This is a genomic window from Bradyrhizobium niftali, from assembly GCF_004571025.1.
Taxonomy (GTDB): Bacteria; Pseudomonadota; Alphaproteobacteria; order Rhizobiales; family Xanthobacteraceae; genus Bradyrhizobium; species Bradyrhizobium niftali.
Genome location: NZ_SPQT01000027.1, coordinates 116929 through 136449, shown reverse-complemented (window position 1 = coordinate 136449; position 19521 = coordinate 116929). Strand labels below are relative to the sequence as shown.

8 protein-coding genes and 1 pseudogene are annotated in these 19521 nt (G+C 59.7%); 6 read left to right on the top strand and 3 right to left on the bottom strand.

Going from position 1 to position 19521, the window contains the following annotated elements; translation table 11 throughout:
* Window positions 1-522: 522 nt before the first annotated feature.
* Window positions 523-1134 carry a J domain-containing protein gene (locus tag E4K65_RS35240; RefSeq protein ID WP_135178034.1) on the bottom strand — a complete coding sequence of 204 codons (612 nt, stop codon included), beginning with the start codon at window positions 1132-1134 and terminating at the stop codon, window positions 523-525.
* Window positions 1135-3673: 2539 nt separating this feature from the next.
* Between E4K65_RS35240 and nolL the strand changes: the two genes are divergently transcribed.
* The 5 genes and pseudogenes from nolL to nopM all read left to right on the top strand — a co-directional run bounded on the left by nolL (window position 3674) and on the right by nopM (window position 11332).
* Window positions 3674-4810, top strand: a complete 1137-nt coding sequence (nolL, locus tag E4K65_RS35230; protein ID WP_135178033.1) for a nodulation factor fucose acetyltransferase NolL — start codon at window positions 3674-3676, stop codon at window positions 4808-4810.
* A 341-nt stretch (window positions 4811-5151) separates the two neighbouring features.
* Window positions 5152-5350, top strand: a pseudogene (locus E4K65_RS35225) (IS481 family transposase); the annotation flags it as partial.
* A gap of 115 nt (window positions 5351-5465) precedes the next feature.
* Complete coding sequence (locus tag E4K65_RS35220; protein ID WP_235885861.1) at window positions 5466-7844, top strand: NEL-type E3 ubiquitin ligase domain-containing protein; 2379 nt, start codon at window positions 5466-5468, stop codon at window positions 7842-7844.
* 294 nt (window positions 7845-8138) lie between these two features.
* Window positions 8139-8834 (top strand): hypothetical protein, encoded by a 696-nt coding sequence (locus E4K65_RS35215; RefSeq protein ID WP_235885860.1) that lies wholly within the window; start codon window positions 8139-8141, stop codon window positions 8832-8834.
* Window positions 8835-9586: 752 nt separating this feature from the next.
* Entirely contained in the window at window positions 9587-11332 is a 1746-nt protein-coding gene (gene nopM / locus E4K65_RS35210) for a T3SS effector NEL-type E3 ubiquitin ligase NopM (protein WP_209312118.1), read from the top strand.
* 1041 nt (window positions 11333-12373) lie between these two features.
* Here nopM and E4K65_RS35200 read toward each other — a convergent pair.
* Window positions 12374-13573, bottom strand: a complete 1200-nt coding sequence (locus E4K65_RS35200) for an IS256 family transposase (RefSeq protein ID WP_135178032.1) — start codon at window positions 13571-13573, stop codon at window positions 12374-12376.
* Window positions 13574-13783: 210 nt separating this feature from the next.
* Here E4K65_RS35200 and E4K65_RS48255 point away from each other — a divergent pair, with 210 nt between their 5' ends.
* Complete coding sequence (locus E4K65_RS48255; RefSeq protein ID WP_235885858.1) at window positions 13784-15622, top strand: hypothetical protein; 1839 nt, start codon at window positions 13784-13786, stop codon at window positions 15620-15622.
* Window positions 15623-17412: 1790 nt separating this feature from the next.
* Here the strand turns inward: E4K65_RS48255 and E4K65_RS35185 are convergent.
* On the bottom strand, window positions 17413-18816 hold the full coding sequence (locus E4K65_RS35185) for a carbohydrate porin (protein ID WP_235885856.1): 1404 nt from the start codon (window positions 18814-18816) through the stop codon (window positions 17413-17415).
* Window positions 18817-19521: the final 705 nt, after the last annotated feature.

Sequence of the window (19521 nt, the reverse complement as noted above, 5' to 3'; positions counted from 1 at the left end):
GTCAGAACCGGCCGTGAACCCCGCGATCCGTCGGGCTCTCGTGATCGATCGTTGATCCGGCGCCACCGAGCGAATAGGCTGGACCGGCGCTTCTGCGCCGAAACCCTTCCCATACAGCCAACGAGTGTCCCCAGAAACGTTTGTACTTTCGTGTTGCCTCTCGAACAACGGAGGGATCGATCGTGCGCACCTCCTGTTGGAGCTTCGAAGGTGGAACCGGCGGTAATAGCGACCTAGCCGTCAGGAGTGGAAGGAGCCGTTTGGCATTTCCACGAGCTCACCGCTGGGCCGATGCGGCCGCCAAGTCCACAGGATCTTGCCGCATCCCATTTTTCCGGCCCTTCTTCCTGACCGCTGCGCGGAACAAAACGAACCGGTCATCGCGTCGATTGTCCGCCATGGTCACCCGAAAGCGTCAGCCAGGCAAGTCAAACTGCCCGCGTAGCCAGAGCAAAGCTCTGGATGGTTCCGCCCTCCACTTCCGATGCGCCGTTGAGGCCCGCTGAGATGTTCGGGCTAGCGCTAGCGCACCACGGTCTTCAGGTACTGGTAGGCCTTGATGATCTCGACCAGGCGATCCTCTGTGGAGCGGTCGCCGCCGTTGGCGTCGGGATGGAGCTGCTTGACCAACGCCTTGTACTTCGCCTTGATATCGCCGAGCGTCGCATTGGCATTCAGGCCCATCACCTGCAACGCGTTGCCCTCGACATTGAAAGTCTTGCGCGCCTCAGGCTTGGCCTTCGCGCGGCGGCGGGTACTGGCGCGTCCGTTCAGCTCGACGAGCGTGCAGAGGGCATACCAGTCGTCCTCGAAATTGGCAGTGCTGTTTTTGTCTGCGCTGATGCTCTCGCCCATCCTCCAAGTCGGACGATGGCCGGTCAGCGCGTCCCTCTCGTAGCGCGCGACCGCTTCCGCGTCCATTCCCGAGAAGAAATTGTAGGACTGATTGTATTGGCGAACATGCTCGATGCAGAAGCGCCAATAGGCGCGCGCATTGTCGCGGCCCTTGGGCGCGGGATGGGTAGCCTTGTTCTGGCAGCCAGGCCATTCGCATAGCACCGCGGGCTGGCGCTCCTGCGCTTTCTGCTTATTGATGCGAATGGAGTCGAAGATTTCGGATGTGTCGATCAACATGACCTGGCTCCGTTGGCGCAGCGGCAGTTAACAGCGCCGCTTCTATGCTAGACACTTGGTTTGGACGGCAAGTCGGGTCTGACTCGGCCTTTGCATCCAGTCAGTCGCATGATGTAACAGGCACTTCCTAGCAATGGACATGCCAGGACGCGCGAGCTTGGTTCAGACCATCATCTCTTTGCGATTTCAGATCAGCTCAATCGCAATTTGCTGTCGGGTTCTGCACACGGACGTCTTTAATGGGACCGGTGCAAATACTCTCAAAGGTCCAGCGAAGGGCAATGCTCGGCAGTAATGTGCGCAGCGAGGAACGCGAGCGGCGTCTTCTTATTTTTGTTTAGAAACTCGGAAAGTCTTCCGTCTTCGTAGCGAAACAGAAAGCGCAATGTCGCGATCTGAGGGAATTCGGCCCCGCTCGTTCACGGATCAATGCAAGTCACAGCGCCCGCCCGCCGCTGACAAAGCCCCCTGCTCACCAGCCGACCCAGCAAAGTCTCGAACGATTCGTACTGTTGGAGCGGGTGGATGCTGGCACTGGCACGGCTGCCGGGATTGTAGGAGGTGCTTGGCAAGGCGCTGGTCCACGTCCCGGACGCAGCTCTAAATGGTTATGTCGAGGTAATTCGTTTGCGGGCCGGGCCGGTGCAGCCGGATCCTATGAAACACCAGCTTATCGCCAATTGCCTCAGAGCATCGTGTGCCGAAGCGTCACCCAGCGTGGCGATGTCGCCTTTGGGCTACCGTTTTCGAGCCCTGGCGCTTTTGGCGGTTTGGCGACGACGGGACATGCACCGTGAATCAGAAATTGGATCTCGATTATGCCGTCGTCGGGTATTGGAATGCATGACCCAAGCAAGCGAGACGAAATAATCGTGTCGATCAGTCAGCGAATATCCGTCCTGAATGATCGGGCAGAAGAGCATTTCAGACATCGTGCATGAGTAAAACCCGCCTGTTATCGGAGTTGCAGCCCTATGCGCATTCGGCGCTGCCGCAGGCAGCCAGCTCGTTGACGAGGCAGCTAACTGTTCGGGTGGTGATGCTTGAATTAGGCGCCCGATCGACAGGCGATCCATTGTTACGTCGGTCGAGGAATTCGTCAGCTCGAACCGGAGGCCGGCGGCAAAATTGGAGCGATCCGGTCCCTGGTCAGGCGAGTGCCTATCCCAGGCCACTCTCGCGCCCAGCAATATCCTGATCTCGTCAGCTTTTCGAAAGGTTGCGGCTACAACAATCAGGAATCTGACTCTTGCTGAACGAGCTGCTATTTGGCCGTAATCCAGACCGTACGGATTGCTGCAGGGTCTATGCAAACATGAGGAGAGCAGGATGGATCCGGTTGACCCATTCTTCGATTCAGGAGCCTGGATGCGAGAGTACGCCGCCCTTCAGGGGCGGAGTGGGCAGCGAGCGGGCAGCCCAAGCGAGCAGGGTGACTTTGAAGGGCGGCTGAAGGACTTGAATCTCGATCCGTCTGATGAAAGCAAGTCAGTTTCGCCTGAGCGGCCTCCCGCAGGAGGTGGTCGAGCAGTCCGGCAGGATAATTTCGGCGGTTCGATGCGGGTGCCGCCACACTCCGCTTTCAGGGAGAGTGCGCTAGGCGGCACGCGACGGAGCGTAGACCTTCCCAGCTTCCAGGTGCCCACTTCGGCGCAAGTGCCGCAGTCTAGTTTGCGAGATGATCTGTCCAGCAGCGCGCGTTACAGCTTTCCGGACGCAGAGTCTGCCGCCTTGGCCAAGAGCGGAAAAAGCCGCGGATTATGGTCACGCTTCAAGTCGGGAATCGGCAAGGCCCTTGGCGGGAGCAGCAGCGGAAAGTCGTGGCGCGACACAGGGCAATCTGACGTCCTTCGACGAACTTGCGAATTGACTGCGGATTCCGACGAAGTCGCCCGCTTGCTGTGGGCATGTGGGCAACGCCTTGGCGTTGTCCAAGCGCAGCGGCATGTCCACAGCGTCAGGGGCGAGTTGGTGGAAAGCTAGGGCCGCCAGCGCGTACGCATTTATCCTGATCGTGGCTGAAGAGGTAGCAGGGCTGCAATCTCAGTCTATCGGCGGGGCAGCTCGCGTGAGCTAGCGCTGCAGATCGAACGCATTCGTAGTCGACGGAGCACAGCGCGGAGTGCACTCGACGGAACAAGGACCAAGAACATGGCTACCAGACAAAGGTTTGCTGACGAAGGCTGCTTTTCCTGATGCGCGGGCCAGATTCCTCCGCGAGCGCGGTACTTCGCAACCTGCATTCGTTTAAGTCTTCATGGGCAGTTCAGTTGCTGCGCTATGGAAAGTCTCCTCGCGATGCCTTGCAAACACCTCTTCCGCTCGGTGCAAGTGCCCGCCGGATCTGGGAAGCGATTGAAGCAAGGTTGGTGGGAAAGAAATAGATAAACCATCATATAGCTCGTTTCGCCCTTTCCTTTCGGTATTTATCGCACAGTCAGCTATTGGAGCGTAGACTCTCCGTGGCAATTGTCTCCGCCGTCGTCGGACAGGATTTGTCGCGAGCTATGGATTCGGCTGATCGGAAAAGTGTGCCGAGATGTTGATACATCATGCAACAGCAAAGATTATGCCTGAGACAGCGCACGATCGCGATCTCGCTTTGGACTTCACCAAAGGAGTGCTCATCATTTTAGTGATCGTCGGTCACCTGATCCAATATATCCTCTACCGAAATGAAGGGTTTTGGGATTCGGCAAGTTTCAAATGGATCTACATGTTCCACATGCCCCTCTTTATGGGAATAAGCGGTTATCTTTCCTGCCGAGCACTGCTGGAAAAGTCCTTCATGCAAGCCATGGGCGATCGTGCGATGCAGCTCCTGGTGCCTATGCTGTTTTGGTTCTCTCTCCTGGCGACATTAAAGTTGACCGTATTCCCCCGACTGGCGAGCGCACCAGACAATGTTTTGCACTTCCTGAATGATTTCGCCGGCACATACTGGTTCGTCTGGGCCGCGTTCATTTGTTTTCTTCTCGCTAAAACTATTTCGATCTTCAATCATTCGTCACCATGGGCCTTGTTCGTATCGGTCATTCTGGTGGTCCTTGCACCTCTGACCTTTTCCATATTCCCTCTCATAAAGTATACGTACCCGTTTTTCTGCCTGGGATTCTCATTTGCAATGTCGAGAGAACGGTGGACGAGCATAATGCGCTCTCACAGGCCGTTCTTGGTTATGTCTGTCACAATCGCGGCTATGATGTGCTTTTCGATCTGGCGCAAGGACACTTATGTCTACAACAATCTCGCTTTGGTCCAGGATTTGCAGTCGGCAAAAAATGTGCTTCTGATGTTTCTTGGCTCCGCAGCTGCCTCAGCGGTGATGATTAAGGTCCTGCTTCGATCCTGGAATATTGGTCGTTCAAATCGGGTGGTCCGCTTTATCGCCGCGAAACTGGGACCCAGCACGCTGGTGCTGTACTTGATCCAGGGTACGGTGTTCCGTCTCATGGATTCGATGCAGTATGGAGAATCTTGGGACGCCACGATGAGGTCGGCCGCGGCTGCATTTCTCGGGGCAATGATTGTTGCCGTCGCGCTAACGGTTCGCTGGGCCGTGCGCGACATTCCTTATCTCTCCCAGCTCGTGCTCGGAGTACCACCCCGCTCCTTGTCGGGCAGCCAAATCAATCAGGAGGCTCTCGCAAACCATCGGAGCTTGCGGGACTTGTGAACCTGCTGTCCATTCATGGCGCCCCAATCTGGGTGCCTCGCCGAAGAATGTTCCAGAAGATTGCTTCTTTGCTCCACGTAATTTGCTTCCCCCGAAAGTGACGGAGTAGGGACAGCGATGAGGCGGCTTTGGATGACGACGCACGAGATGCTGACAACGAGTTGTTGGCGAGCGTTACAGATCGTCAGACCTCGCGGAGAATATGCGAATTCTGGAAGGCTTCACCACCATTACGGGCTTCCATCGCAAGTACGCCATGAGGTCTTCTGTCGATCGGCTTCCAACTATTGCACGCGGGATGACAGCCGTAACGGTGACTTCGCGCGGCAGTAGTGTGCAGGTCAATACAACGCTATCATTATCATCGACACGATCAGCTCGAAGCTCCCATCTCGCCGACTGCATCGCCTACAACTATGCACGGCGGCTAAAGACCCTGAAGGGCCTCACGCCTTACGAGCGCATCTGCAATGCTGGACTTCCGAGCCAGAACGATTCAAACTCAATCCGCTCCAGCAAATGCCGGGACTAAACACCTAACAGGGCAGTTACAATCATTCAGATTCCTCGTCAGCTTCTCGAAAGCTAAGCCTCGTAGCGAGAACGTGTTTATCCAGGTTCGACGTTAGCTGCTCAGATTTGTCAGGAGAAGCGGATGGATGCGTTCAACCACCTCCACCCCGTCGAGGCCCCAGATGTCGAGCGGGCGTACGACGACGAGCTGGGACAGCAGCAGGAGTACCAAGCGGGGTTTCAGCAGCACCTGAACGAGTTGCATCCGCACGAGCGCCCGCCCCAGAATTCAAATAACCTCAGCGACCGCGACGTTGTGTCGAACAGAGATGCGGATTTTTTGAGAATGCCGCACGGGGATCGCGTCGGACAAGGCACCTCGCGGTTGCCCTCGGATTCGCCCGCCTTCTCTGGACAAGGCGTCAATCAAGATCTGCTTTTTCCGGGCGCGGATCGGAGTGGCCAGTTGCCAGCCGGCAGTTTCAGTCTGACGGATAGTTGGCACGGCGTGGATGCAGCCGCCGATTGGCCGACGCAAAGTTTCGATCAGGAGGAGCATTGGTGGGCGGAGCCCGGTGATGTGGTGCCTGAGTGGCCAACGACCGCGGCAATTCCTTGGCAGCAAGATCTCGGAGTATCAATCCTCGGCCGACAGCCCCGGCCGGGCGATGGCAGTACGACGGACCTTGCAGACCCCGTCCTCAGGCAATTGCGGCTCGACCACATCTTGGACACCTGGACCGGCGAGGAGGGGCAGACGCAAGACGAAGACCGCCAAGAGGCCGTAAGACGAATAAGAGCCTGGGCAGAGGCGGGCGACGTCTATGCAGGGCTAGAGCTGCATGATCTGGGCCTGAGGACACTGCCTGCCGCCCTTCCGCCCGGGCTCCAGTCGCTCAACGTCAGCGACAACGAGCTGGTGCGCCTGCCTGACACCCTTCCGTCCGGCCTCCGGACGCTTGGCGCCAGCAACAACCGGTTAACCGACCTGCCCGACACTCTCCCGACCGGACTGCAGTCTCTGGTCATCGGCAGCAACCAGCTGACCGGGCTGCCTGAAACGCTTCCGCAGAGCCTTTCGACACTCGCCGTCTGCAGCAATCGGTTGACCAGCCTGCCAGACAACCTGCCGGCCGGGCTCCAGGACCTCGATGTCCGCGGCAACCTGTTGACCTGCCTACCCGACACCTTACCGACCGGACTTCAGTCGCTTGCCCTCGGTAGCAACCGGTTGACCAGTCTACCCGACACTCTCCCGCCCGAACTCAAAGAGCTCGAAGCCGACGGCAACCGGCTGACCAGCCTGCCCGACACTCTCCCGGCCGAGCTCCAGTTGCTCTTCGCCCGCGATAACCGGCTGAACAGCCTGCCCGAGACCCTCCCGACTGAGCTCCAGAGACTCCACGTCAGCGGCAACAGCCTGTCGAGCTTGCCCGAGAACCTCCCGACCGAGCTCCAGATGCTCGAGGCACGCAACAATCGGCTCACCCGCCTGCCAGAGACCCTGCTGACCCGGCTAGGTTCTGGGTGCATGGTTTATGTGGAGGATAATGCGCTGCCCGAGCAGGTGCGGACGAATTTGGCGGCAGCCCTGAATGCGCCGAGCTATGCCGGCCCGCGGGTCTTCTTTTCAATGGGTGGAGGAACGATGGTGGACCAGGAACGGCCGCTGGCCAATGCGGTTGCGGACTGGTTGAAGGGCGAGCCGGAGGCGATCGCCGTCTGGCAGAACTTCGCCCACGAGGAGGGTGCCCCGGAATACGCGCTCTTCCTCGACAAGCTGCGGAAGACTGTGAATTATGACAATCCCGAATTCCGAGAGGCGGTGGCCGAGGATCTACGGCAGGCGGCGATCAGGCCGGAATTGCGGCGGCAGTTTTTTGAGCTGGCCTACGGGGCGAGCGAGACCTGCCAGGATCGCGTCACCTTGACCTGGAACGGCATGCAGACCGCACGTCTGAACGCTGATGTCGAGGACGGAGCCTATGACGATCGGCTCGGCGAACTCATCCAGCAGGCGCGGGTCCTGTTCCGCCTGAACGCGCTCCAGCCGATCGCCCGTCAGAAGGTCGACTCGCTCGGGTTCGTCGACGAGGTCGAGGTCTATCTCGCCTATCAGGTCAAGCTACGTGAGCGGCTGGACCTGCAGCTCATCGCTCCGGATATGCGATTCTTTGATGTCGCTCACGTCACTGAAGACGACCTCACCGCAGCCGAGATCCAGGTGCGCAACGAGGAGGCGACGGGGTTCGCCGACTATCTGGCAACTCGCTGGCAACCCTGGGAGATGGTGGTGAGTCGGATTGCCCCACAAGCTCATGCACAGATGGAGGGCCGGCTCAGGGAGGCGATGGACGAGGAGTTTCCGAGCCGCCTTGAGCAACGGCTCGCCGACCATCAGCTAACCGGAGATAGCGATGCCGAGTTGCAATTCGGAGCCCAGATTAGCGAGGAGATCGCCCGCGAGATCAAGGGTCCTCTGATGCGCCAGGTGCTTGGGGACCGCGGGCTTGCGCTGTGAAATGGCCATCCTTGCGAGGAGCGTCAATTTTACGGGACCTATATCTCAGTGACACAGCGTAACTGGCGGCTCAGTCTTAAATATCGATTCGTGCCGAGCCTCTGCTAGTACCGGCGGCGTTGCCGCATGAGGAACGAGATGGCGGACTGAGCAGAAAATGGTCTGTTCACGAAGCTGGTATTGTGTCCTGCGTGCGAGGTGCTCGAACGAATCCGACAGCACGCCGCTGGAGGGGCGCGGGCCTATCTTGGCGACGACACTGAACTCCTCTGCCGCAGGCTGCGGCAGAGCGGAATGGTCCCGCGCGTGCTCTGCGACATCATCGAAGTCGCCGAACCCGAATGGGTAGGAGCCGCCGAGGCGCTTCTCGGCCGCGACCGGGAAGCCGTGTTCGTGGACAGAGCGGAGATCAGCGCCGCCACGTCAATCTTCAAGGAAGGTCGCCGCGAGTTTCGCCATGCATCGCTCGTGAGCCTAAACAAGCTCGAGCAGTTCAGGGCCAAGCCGGAGCGCGGCACTTTCCCTTCGATCTTCCGGAGCCAGGATCCCGACGCGATGGCCTTCGTCATGCGCCGCTACGGCACGGTCCGCCTCGCGGACACGCTCGACCAGTTCAATAGACCCGGCCGGGCTATCATGAAGGACGGCCTCTACGACGACGGCCTCGTAAGGACCCATCGCTGGATCGAAGCCTCGCAGCACAAGATTGGAAAGGCGGCCCAGGCGAACGCCCTGCGCTCCCTGCAGGCTCAGGTTGAGGAACTGGATCGGCTCCAAACGGAAAAGAGCAAGGAGGCCCAGGCGGCAGAGCAGGCCTTTGCCGCTCTGAAGAACATTTGCGAGGGACATAACGATCTGAACGCTAGTCTAGCGCCGCTGCCTTCGCGGCCGCGCAGACCGAGATCGCCGAAGCCCAGGCGAGGCTCGAAGCGCTGGACGGGGCGGGCGACGGCGGACTTCGCGAGAAGAAACGAGCACAGCAGAAGCTGAAGGAGAAGAGGCTCGACGAGTGAAAGATCCAGCAGAAGGCGTTCGGCGAGCATGACGGTGAGGTCAGATCGGCAGAGAGGAGGCTCGGAGAGGGCGAAAACGTACCCGGCTCCGAGCTTAACCTGCGGGTCGCCCGGTCGATCTATCGCAAGGCCTTCCCGCTCTACTCCGCACATTTTCGCTGCTTAGAGCCTGCCGATTGCGGCCGCTCGATTGGAATGGAACGCCGACCGATCCTGGACAATCATTGGCCCCCAAGACCAGCGGCGGTATTTGCTGGCGAAGCCTACCCGGTCGGCTCGGCCCTGTCTCGAATCCCGGGCTTCACCACCCTCGCAGTGGCGCCCCTTGAGTTGAAGGCGCCTTTCGGGAGCGCAATCGATTCACGACATCAAATAGGACGGCGCCGCTTCCAGATTCATATCGACGACGACGACCATATCATTGGCAAACTGAGCAAGTCTGACGTTCTGTAGCGACACTCGTCAGCTGATCGACAGGTAGGCCTGCTAACGGCAGAACGTTACGCCCGTTGACTGTCCTGCCGGACTTATCTGGTCAACGAAAGGCAGCAAGCTCACAGCAGTATCGATCGATTTGCCGGGTCGGGCTCGTGTGAAGCTGTACCCACTTAAGTCGGCGACAGCCGCAGAGCACGTGCACCGGCGGTCGAACGATCATTGCGCGGCGCAACCACCTGCTTCGCGAGCTTGAGAAGCGGGATATTCTTGCTTCTGACGATGGAGAAATTGATGAACACGGGACAGGCACAGTGGAGTGCAGGTTCTTCCTCGGCGCCTTCTGAAGACGCGGACCAGGAAAGCTACCTCGGCGGCTTCAATCGTGCCGTGGCGAATTTGGTCGAAACCTTGACAGGGTTTCGGACCCCAGCCTCCGCGCGCTCGCAGATCCTGGACAATTGGGTTGCCGAAGAGGGGCAGGGCGAAGCCGAGAATAGGCGACAGGGCCGCAGACGAATCAGGAATTCGGATAACACAGGCTCGCGCTCGCTGGATTTGTCTTCGCTCTCGCTGACCGCTCTGCCCGCCGCCCTGCCGCCAAGGTTGCGGGAACTGCGCGCCAGGCACAACGAGCTAAGCAGCCTGCCTGCTATGTTCCCACCCGGTCTCCAGCATCTTCTCATTAGCCATAATCGCTTGACCAGTTTGCCGGACGATCTTCCGGCGACCCTCTCTGAGCTGGAGGTCGCTGACAACAGCTTGACCATTTTGCCGGCAAACCTTCCGGCCAGGCTCAACGTCCTGAACGCAAACGACAACCGGCTAACCAGCCTGCCGGACGCGCTCCCGAGCAGGCTCACCTCGCTTGCGGTTAGTGGCAATCAGCTGACCGAGCTTCCCGAGTCCCTCCCCTCGTGGCTCATTGAACTCAATGTCAGCGGCAATCAATTGGCCAACCTCCCCGACCCTCTTCCGAGCACGCTCCAATCACTCAATGTCAGCGGTAACCGGCTGACCAGCCTGCCTGAAGGTCTTTTAGATGCTCTTGTGCAGAATAATAACCCCTACTACTCGTATCTGGAGAGCCTCGAGTTCGCCGACAATGCGCTGCCGGACGACGTCCTCGCTCATCTGGCGGCGGCTCAAGCGCCACCACAGCTTGCACAGCAATCCCTGCATGAGGCTGCCGCACACTGGCTCGCAGACGACCCGTCAGCACTGGCCGAATGGCAGCACTTTGCGGACGAGCCCGGCGCCCAAGACTACGCACAGTTCCTGGAGAGGCTACGAGGCACCGTGAACTACGGCAATGACGGGTTTCGGCAGGCAGTGGCTGATGATCTGCGCCAGGCAGCTGCAAATCCGGGACTGCGCGAGCAGTTTTTCACACAGGCTTCCGAGGCCAACGCGAGCTGCGAGGATCGTGTCACCTTGCACTGGAATGGTATGCAGACCGCGCGCCTCAACGCTGACGTCGAGGACGGGGTATATGACGATCTGCTTGGCGATCTGATCCAGCGCGGCCGTGTCGCCTTCCGCTTGGAGGCGTTGGACGAGATCGCGCGCGACAGGGTCAACTCGCTCGCCAGCGGCAACCCGAACGTAGACGACATCGAAGTCTACCTGGCCTATCAACATCGGCTGCGCGAGCCGCTGGAGCTCAGTCATGTCGCCCCTGACATGCGCTTCCTGGCGGTCTCTCACGTAAGCGAGGACGATGCAACGGAGGCGCTCGAGCTGGTTCGGCAGCGGGAAGCAAGCCAGTTCACCGACTACATGGCAACCCGCTGGCAACCCTGGGAGACGGTGCTGAGGCGCATCGCTCCGGACGAATATGAAGCGATGCAAGACCGGCTGGTCGAAGCTATGGGCGAGGAGTTTCAAACCCGCTTGGATCAGCGACTGGCCGAGCATGGTCTTCTAGGCGATCCGGATGCCGAGCGGGTGCTCGGAGCTCAAGTCCGAAACGAGATCGCTGGCGAGATCAAAGGCGAGGTCATGCACCGTTTGCTCGCAGAGCGTGGCCTAAAACTATGAGGCTCCCAAACCGCCGCAGAGATATTTATCATTGCTCTTCGGCGGTACGCAAAGATCGATCGTGAAGCCTCGCCCATCGCTGCCAAGATGCTTTTGCACCTTGGAAGTGCGCTGCCATCGATCAGGGCTTTTCGGTCTTGCCGCGCGACGAAAATTCCCGCGCGCGAGGCGAGGGCGTATCTGCGTCCGGTCGGAAGCCGCTTCGGGACGAGAGCTCCGCCGGTCGAAAAGTTGTTGAGGAGACCAACGCGCGCACCGGTGAAATCATCGGTTGCGGAGGCGCTGCCGCAGCCAGCCAGCTCGGTTTGACGAGGCAGCTAACTGTTCGGGTGGTGATGCTTGAATTCGGCACCCGATCGACAGGCGATCCATTGTTACGTCGGTCGAGGAATTCGTCAGCTCGAACCGGAGGCCGGCGGCAAAATTGGAGCGATCCGGTCCCTGGTCAGGCGAGTGCCTATCCCAGGCCACTCTCGCGCCCAGCAATATCCTGATCTCGTCAGCTTTTCGAAAGGTTGCGGCTACAACAATCGAAAATCTGATTCTTGCTGAACGAGCTGCTATTTGGCCGTAATCCAGGCCCTACGGATCGCTGCAGGGTCTATATAAACATGAGGAGAGCAGGGTGGATCCGGTTGACCCATTCTTCGATTCAGGAGCCTGGATGCGAGAGTACGCCGCCCTTCAGGGGCGGAGTGGGCAGCGAGCGGGCAGCCCAAGCGAGCAGGGTGACTTTGAAGGGCGGCTGAAGGGCTTGAATCTCGATCCGTCTGATGAAAGCAAGTCAGCTTCGCCTGAGCGGCCTCCCGCAGGAGGTGGTCGATCAGTCCGGCGGGATAATTTCGGCGGTTCGATGCGGGTGCCGCCGCACTCCGCTTTCGGGGAGAGGCGGCACGCGACGGAGCGTAGACCTTCCCAGCTTCCAGGTGCCCACTTCGGCGCAAGTGCCGCAGTCTAGTTTGCGAGATGATCTGGATCGTGCCCCGTGATGTGGTGTAGCTGGCGGCGGGTCACCGCGTTCGCCGGCGAGAGCCGGGCTGGTCAGCTGGCGATAGCCGTGAGGCTGACGTTGGGATCATCGCTCAATGGCGCGATGGTTTCCAGCGTCATGTAGCGGGCACGCTGGACGGCCCATTCATCGTTCTGTTCGAGCAGGATCGCGCCGATGAGACGGACGATGGCATCTTCGTTGGGGAAGATGCCGACGACCTCGGTGCGCCGCTTGATCTCGCCGTTGAGGCGCTCGATCGGGTTGGTCGAGTGCAGCTTGGTCCGGTGCTGGGGCGGGAACGTCATGTAGGCGAGCACATCAGGCTCCGCTTCGTCGAGGAAGGCGGCGAGCTTGGGTAGTTTGGGGCGGAGCTGGTCGGCGACCTTCCGCCACTGCGCGCGTGCGGTCTCGGCATCGTCCTGGGCAAACGCGGTGGCGATGAAGGCGGAGACAACCCGCCGCCCGCTCTTGCCGGCATGGGCCAGCGCGTTGCGCATGAAGTGCACGCGGCAGCGTTGCCAGGTGGCGTTGAGAACCTTTCCGACCGTGGCCTTGATGCCCTCGTGGGCGTCGGAGACGACCAGCTTGACGCCGCGCAGGCCGCGGCGGGCGAGCTTGCGCAGGAACGCGGTCCAGAACGTCTCGGCTTCGGACGGTCCGATGTCCATGCCGAGAACCTCGCGCCGGCCGTCGCTGTTGACGCCGACTGCGACGATCACCGCGACCGACACGATGCGGCCGTTCTGGCGGACCTTCACGTAGGTGGCGTCGATCCACAGATACGGCCAGTCGCCCTCGATCGGACGGGCGAGGAACGCCTTCACCTTGTCGTCGATCTCGCCGCATAGCCGACTGACCTGGCTCTTGGAGATGCCGGTCATGCCCATCGCCTGCACCAGATCGTCCACCGAACGGGTCGAGACGCCCTGCACATAGGCCTCCTGCACCACGGCGGTGAGCGCCTTCTCGGCCATCCGGCGCGGCTCCAGAAAGCCCGGGAAGTAGGAGCCCTTGCGCAGCTTTGGGATGCGCAGTTCGACTGCGCCGGCGCGGGTCTCCCAGATCCGGTCCCGGTAGCCGTTGCGCTGGGCCAGACGTTCGGGGTTCTTCTCCCCGTAGGCCGCCCCGGTCTGGCCTTCGACTTCCAGCTCCATCAGGCGCTGGGCCGCAAAGCCGATCATCTCGCGCAACAGATCGGCATCAGGGGTCTTCTCCACGAGCGTGCGCAGGTTCATCATATCGTCGGTCATCGGTGGTTCCTCGGTTGCGTTGGCGTGTCGCAACCCGATCCTACCGGAGAACTGCCGGTGGCCACCGCAAAGCCGCCCGCCCGCTACGGCGCTATGTGAAGGCGCGCGTCCGGGCGGCTTTGCTCTACCGAGCTACACCATCACTGGGGACACGACCATGATCTGTTCAGCAGCGCACGTTGCAGCTTTCCGGACGCAGAGTCTGCCGCCTTGGCCAAGAGCGGAAAAAGCCGCGGATTATGGTCACGCTTCAAATCGGGAATCGGCAAGGCCCTTGGCGGAAAGTCGTCGCGCGACGCGGTCCAACCTGACGTATTTTCGACGAATGTACGACTTGATTATGCAAGGCAGCCGGGCCGGACGCGCGGGGTCAATTCGGCAGATGAGGAGCTCATTGAAGATTTCCGAAACAAGGCGGCAGGTAATCTCAGCGACGGCACCATCAAGAATGCGGCAGCCGATTTGCGCCATTTGAGCGCGCGCCTGAGCGACGCCGGCAGGCCCTCGATTGCCGATCGAATTCACCGGGAATTTGAAAACGCGCAGCTGGAAAATCCCGATGTGGAAAACCACCAGCTAGAAGCTGAGCTCGATGAGGACGTCGACACCTACGCAAAGGACCGCGGCAGGCGCATCAAGGCGGCCCTGAAGAAGCTTCGTGAAGTCGGTGCCGGAAACACCTTGGCAGCCGATGTCCGGCGGCTGGCTCCTCACGCTGAGGACGCAACCCTCATGCGCATGTGGGCCGCGGCGGAAAAGGCGACACACAGGATCGACCCAAAGACGATCGACAGGCAAACTCGCCGCATGTTCAGGCTGAGTGAGTGGCTGCAGACGCATGATAGACAGCCGATCGCCGGCCGACTTTCCACCCCTGGGCTCGCTCAGGATGTCGAGGAGTACAAACACGAGACCGGGGACAGCAAGATCAACGCTGATCTGGTCAGGCTTGGGCTCTATCAACAAATCCTTGAGGCGAACAGGGTCCTGGGATTGCCGCCTCCTGAGGACCCGGGTCAGCCTTCTGCGAGAGCTGGTCGGCAGGCCCACTCGCCACGGGAGCTTCCCGCAACGCCAGCCACGCCAAGCGCGGGAGCTTGGGAATGGCTTGGAGAGCAAATGCACGGATCTGGCTCATCGATGCCGGCGTCGCAAAGCGGATGGCAGGCCGGCTCGTCCCAGCTGCTTCCCGCAACGCCGGCGACGCCGAGCGCGGGAGCTTGGGATTGGCTCGGCGACCAAATCCACGAACCTGCCTCACCGGTGCCGGCGCCGCACTGGGCCGCGCAAGCTCATCCGCCGCTCGAGCTTCCTGCCACTCCAGCCGCCCCGAGCCAGCGAGCCTGGGCCTGGCTTGGGCAACAGATGCAAGAGCCCGCATCGCCTTCGTCCGTGAGGCCCCGATCGTCAAACATCTACGGCGGTCTCGACTCCTTCATTGATCTGGATCCACCCACACCCCACGACTTGCGTGATGATGCGCGCTCTGCGCCAGCACCTGAATTTGCGGCCGCCTCGCCGTTCGCAGGACCGCCCGGGGCGGCTTCGGAGCTGCGGCACATTGGAGCGATCGTTGGCGCCAACTGGCGCCACGGCTCCCAGGCGGCTTCAGACGTGCTGATCGATGTCTTGGGCAACATCAATCTGCTGCCAAACCAGTTCGGGCCAAGTCAGTTTGCAATCAATGGAGAGCGCTATTCGGCGACATTTGGACCGGGCGGTCGCAGGGATATTCGCCTGATCCATCACCCGCGCGCCGGTGGGATGGACGAAGCCGGGCCATCGCGGCCGCTGCATCGCCCACCGCCAATCGGAAGCGCAAGGCAAACCGGGGAAGGCGTAGTCGATCTTGGCTATCTTATCCGGGGCGGCTGGGAGCATAGGGAGCGGTTCCTGCCGCCTTACCTCGTGCGCGTTTTGGAAGGCGAGCGCATCATGCCCCAGCCCGGGCGGCCGACCTATTTCGAGATCCGCGGAATGCCTTACAGGGGCGAGTTGGTGGAAAGCGAAGGACGCCAGCGCGTTCGCGTTTATCCCGAACCTCGGTGAAGAAGCAAGTTGGCTGCAATTTCCAATGCTCGGCGGGCAGCTCGCGCGAGACGTTCTATCACGCCGCGCTTGACCGGCGATGCACCCAATCGATGCAGATCGCAGAAGTGGGGCGTGAATACAGGCCTGATTTCGACGGCGATGTTGGCTCTGTCAGTTTCTCAAGCGGCAGCCTCTCCGCTGTCCGTACATCAGGCCCGAGCCTGGCTCGAAAGGTTGCGAGGCGATAGTCTCTCAAGCGGGCGCGGCGTGAACCCGATCGAATCAAACGACCCATTCAACCCGGATACAGGGGGACGCTGCCCTGCAAGATCCGCATGTGAGACCAACATCCGGCAGCTGGCAAATTGCATGACGACGGCCTCCTGGTACCATCACGTTTACTGATACGGCATAGGGAGGAACGAGCACGCTTGTTTCCAGAATTCGCCCATTGTCGCTGCGAACAGCCTGATCCGGAAGCGCTAAGTCCGGAACCAGCGGCAAAACACGAATCCCGACAGAACCAAATCACGAGAGCAGGCGGTCACAACGAGGAGGGAGGCTGTTCCGGTTGCGGTTCTGAGTCTTGATGGTCGGGACAGGCTTCCAATGATCGCCAGAGTTTGAAGCGACATCGGTCCTTCAAAGTCACGAAGACTATCTTCCTCCACGGCTATCTCGCACCACAACCGCTAATCGATCACCCATCGCAGAAGGGCCTGCCAATGAGAGAACTCGCCTCTACTCGGTACAACAACCCCGATCCAATGTGGGGCGGATCGCCCCTTGAAGAAATGGGGCGTCAAGCAGACGGTTGGCCTCAACGATGGCTCAGGCAGAGCAATAACACAGCGGTATTCCCGACGGTCGCTCATGAGAACTCTGCTCTGCGCCGAGCTGCTCTCGATTGAGCTGTGTCATGTTCATGATTGATGGGGAGCTCCTCACTTGCCAGGAGATTGCTCTGGGCACGTGCATCGATCGCCTCATCCGGGGATTGCCGGCCATCGTTAGATGCGTCTTTCGCTGAGGGGAGCGCGCGCGGTCGCCCGCGAGAAACCAAATGACTGGAATCATGATACGCACGAAGGACGCTTACGCCTGTCTTCATGAGGGCGTCATTGGGAAAGTAAGTATCTAGGTGATTAGCCAGCGACTGGTGGTCCCTTAGATCAGTCGTTTGGCCACGGGCGCGGAGATCATTCGCCAGTCGACGAAGTGCCTGAGTATAAAGCTTGACCGTATTCGGCTGTGGGTTCTTCTGATCCACATATTGAGCAATCGCCTTATAAGGTCCCGGTCTTCGGTAGATAGATGGGGATAGGAGCCTCGTCCGCCGACGGGAGCGGGTTCGGCCTGCCTTGCCTCAGCCAAGTGCTGCTCAAAGCCATCTTGTCCGGCCTGGCTCGTCTGCGGCTCTTGCGGCACGTCGTGCTGCACCTGCGACCAAGCTGCCACGTTAAACGGGTCAAAATTTTGCGGGTCCACGCTAACCTCACTCCAGGATCACCTGAACAGGTCTGCCTAGTCGAGCAAGCTTTTGAGAACCTGACCTGGCTATGGTTCCGCAGCGGAGAGTTATCGCGGTGGCTAACCTGGGAAATGACCGCGTTCGGGACCAGTTTATCCTGAACACTCCGCTTCACCTTGCTAGGGGTCCAACGACATCTTTTCTCTATAAGCTCTTACAGCTGGCGCACCCCTAGACGGTTCGTCTCGCGCAGATGCAGCCGGTCTCCTCAACAAGATCGCGAAGCTCAAGTCCCATGCGGCACGAGATGGTGGAATCAGAATGGCGTCTGCGATGATCAGAAGAATATCAACGTAGATACCAACAGATTGAGCGCGTGTTCCGTTTGGGGCGTGTGCGTGATGCTTGTGGGGTTATGAATGTATGATAATCCCACGCCTGCATATATTCCCGGAGCAAGACGGGCGGTATATGTTCCGGTGATTGCCGTGGTATCACGATGCGCAAGCTGGCCTTTAGCGAGAGCAGCGTCCACCGCAAATTTGCTCCAGCTCGTCTTGCTAGCAACGATTGCAATCAGATCACTGGGCCGGCTATCAAAGGGGCCTTTCGCATAAAGACGAAGCTCGCAATATTGGCTGATCCTGTTGAGGTCAGGCGGAGCTCCCATGATGGAGAAGCCGCCATAGATGCCGCGAGACGGCAACCCAAGGGCGTCGCTCTGCCAGAGCTGCCTGTCCGCAGCGATGTAGTGAAAATGATTCCCAGTCTCCCTTTGTTGCTTGGGGTCCGCCAAATTCGTGTAGCGGCTATTGTTGAAACCAACGCCCGCCCGCAGCCACGTGTCGGGTACGCCGGGAGCCGACTTGCTCTTGTAGCCGGCTTCGTCAACGAGAAGGATGCCTGCATTGGCCGTGCTCCAGTTCAGGCCGGTGGGATTCTCGATTATGTGGGCATAGGCACCATCTGGACTGATTGAGCGCTGGACGGAAACCTTGTTGTACAAGCGATCGTCAAAATTGTACTTCAAGTTGACCGCCGGCGTCGGCGCAGCTTTGGTGCTCATCCCTGCCTGGAACAAGGCAGACATGTTCGATCCTGTAATCCCTCCGAACAATGTGCCGGTGAACTCATTTTGGTTTATGAGGTAGCCAAGCTTGAGTTCTAGCGTCCTGTCGAAGAAAGTCTGGTAGTAGGCGAGCGTATTGATTCCCGCTCGATCTGGTCCCGGGCGATCCCACGTCCAGTATTGCTGCTCGGCTCCTACGACAATCTGTCCGTCGGCAATGCCAAACCGGCTGAGATCGTAGGTAACGATCATGAAGTTTGCCGACGCGAAGGTCGGATTCTGGCCCATATAGAGCTGGTTTGCGATAGGGCTTCTGGCCGCATTCGGCAGCTGGTTGTTTGCAAAGCTGTTGTGTGTCCAGCCGATGTACCCGATGCCGACATCTGCCAGCGCCGATCTAACGCCGTCCCTGTCCTGATCAATCGTGTCCGCAGGGCCAGGTATGTTCAACCACAACCCTTTTTCACGCAGCTTGTCGTACCTTTCGAAGGGATCGATCGTCTCTTGCGGTCTCGTCTGAGCACCCCTGCCCGCATTGCCGCGCTTCTCGAAAGGCACTCCGAGACCTGCTGCTGGAGCCGAGGCAGGAGCGCGGATTTCCTGACGGATCAGGTCGATCGGGAGCCTTGCGGCCCGATCGGGGGTCTTTCCTCTTTTGCTGGCCTGATCCATGGAGTGGTTACTCGGATCAAGTCCGCTCGCGGTTTGTGCCAGTACGGAATTGCCGACGAGACAAGCCGCTAGCGAAAGCGCGATAACGAGCCAAAATCGCTTTCCCCTTGGTTTGAGTGCTGCCGTAGCCGAGTTTGTCCGAGACGAGCTCGTCGCGAGAAGGCAATCACGCATGGCGTACTTCGGGCCCATGTCGCCCGGCCATGAATAGATTGAACTGCGGCCTGATTGGCCAGAGTGAGCTCCCGGCGTTTGCGCGTCCGAGGGCGAGGGGGACGAGCCAGAACATGATCTATCCGAAGAGGACCACTCAGGTTTGCTGAACCTCTCACCCCGTGGCACGACGATGATCTGGTCCGAAACTTTGCTCGTGCATGATGCCGGTGCGCCGAGAGCCAGAGGAGGGCGCTGGCTCGGCAAATGCTCACGACGAGCGCGCGGGGGCTTGCTGGCCTGGCCACCAAAACATTGCGAATGTCCGCCCTGCTCACTGTGAGTTAGGCGAGTCTGGCGGTGTCGCGCATCTGCATCGAAGGCGGCTTTCTGGACGAAACGGCAGCGACCGGCAAGCAAGGCTCTCCGTGCAAGAAGCTTGGATTCACGAAGCGCTTTAGCGGTATCGTTCTCAGCGAAACACAAGACAATAGCCAGGCTTGAACTTGCTCGCGCGCCAACCTCACCACAACATCCATAGTGATGGCCCAG

Bases quoted from the DNA above. Each gene is read 5' to 3' on its own strand.
- E4K65_RS35240 (WP_135178034.1), bottom strand. From the start codon at position 1,134: ATGTTGATCGACACATCCGAAATCTTCGACTCCATTCGCATCAATAAG.
- nolL (WP_135178033.1), top strand. From the start codon at position 3,674: ATGTTGATACATCATGCAACAGCAAAGATTATGCCTGAGACAGCGCAC.
- E4K65_RS35220 (WP_235885861.1), top strand. From the start codon at position 5,466: ATGGATGCGTTCAACCACCTCCACCCCGTCGAGGCCCCAGATGTCGAG.
- E4K65_RS35215 (WP_235885860.1), top strand. From the start codon at position 8,139: ATGGTCCCGCGCGTGCTCTGCGACATCATCGAAGTCGCCGAACCCGAA.
- nopM (WP_209312118.1), top strand. From the start codon at position 9,587: ATGAACACGGGACAGGCACAGTGGAGTGCAGGTTCTTCCTCGGCGCCT.
- E4K65_RS35200 (WP_135178032.1), bottom strand. From the start codon at position 13,573: ATGACCGACGATATGATGAACCTGCGCACGCTCGTGGAGAAGACCCCT.
- E4K65_RS35185 (WP_235885856.1), bottom strand. From the start codon at position 18,816: ATGGATCAGGCCAGCAAAAGAGGAAAGACCCCCGATCGGGCCGCAAGG.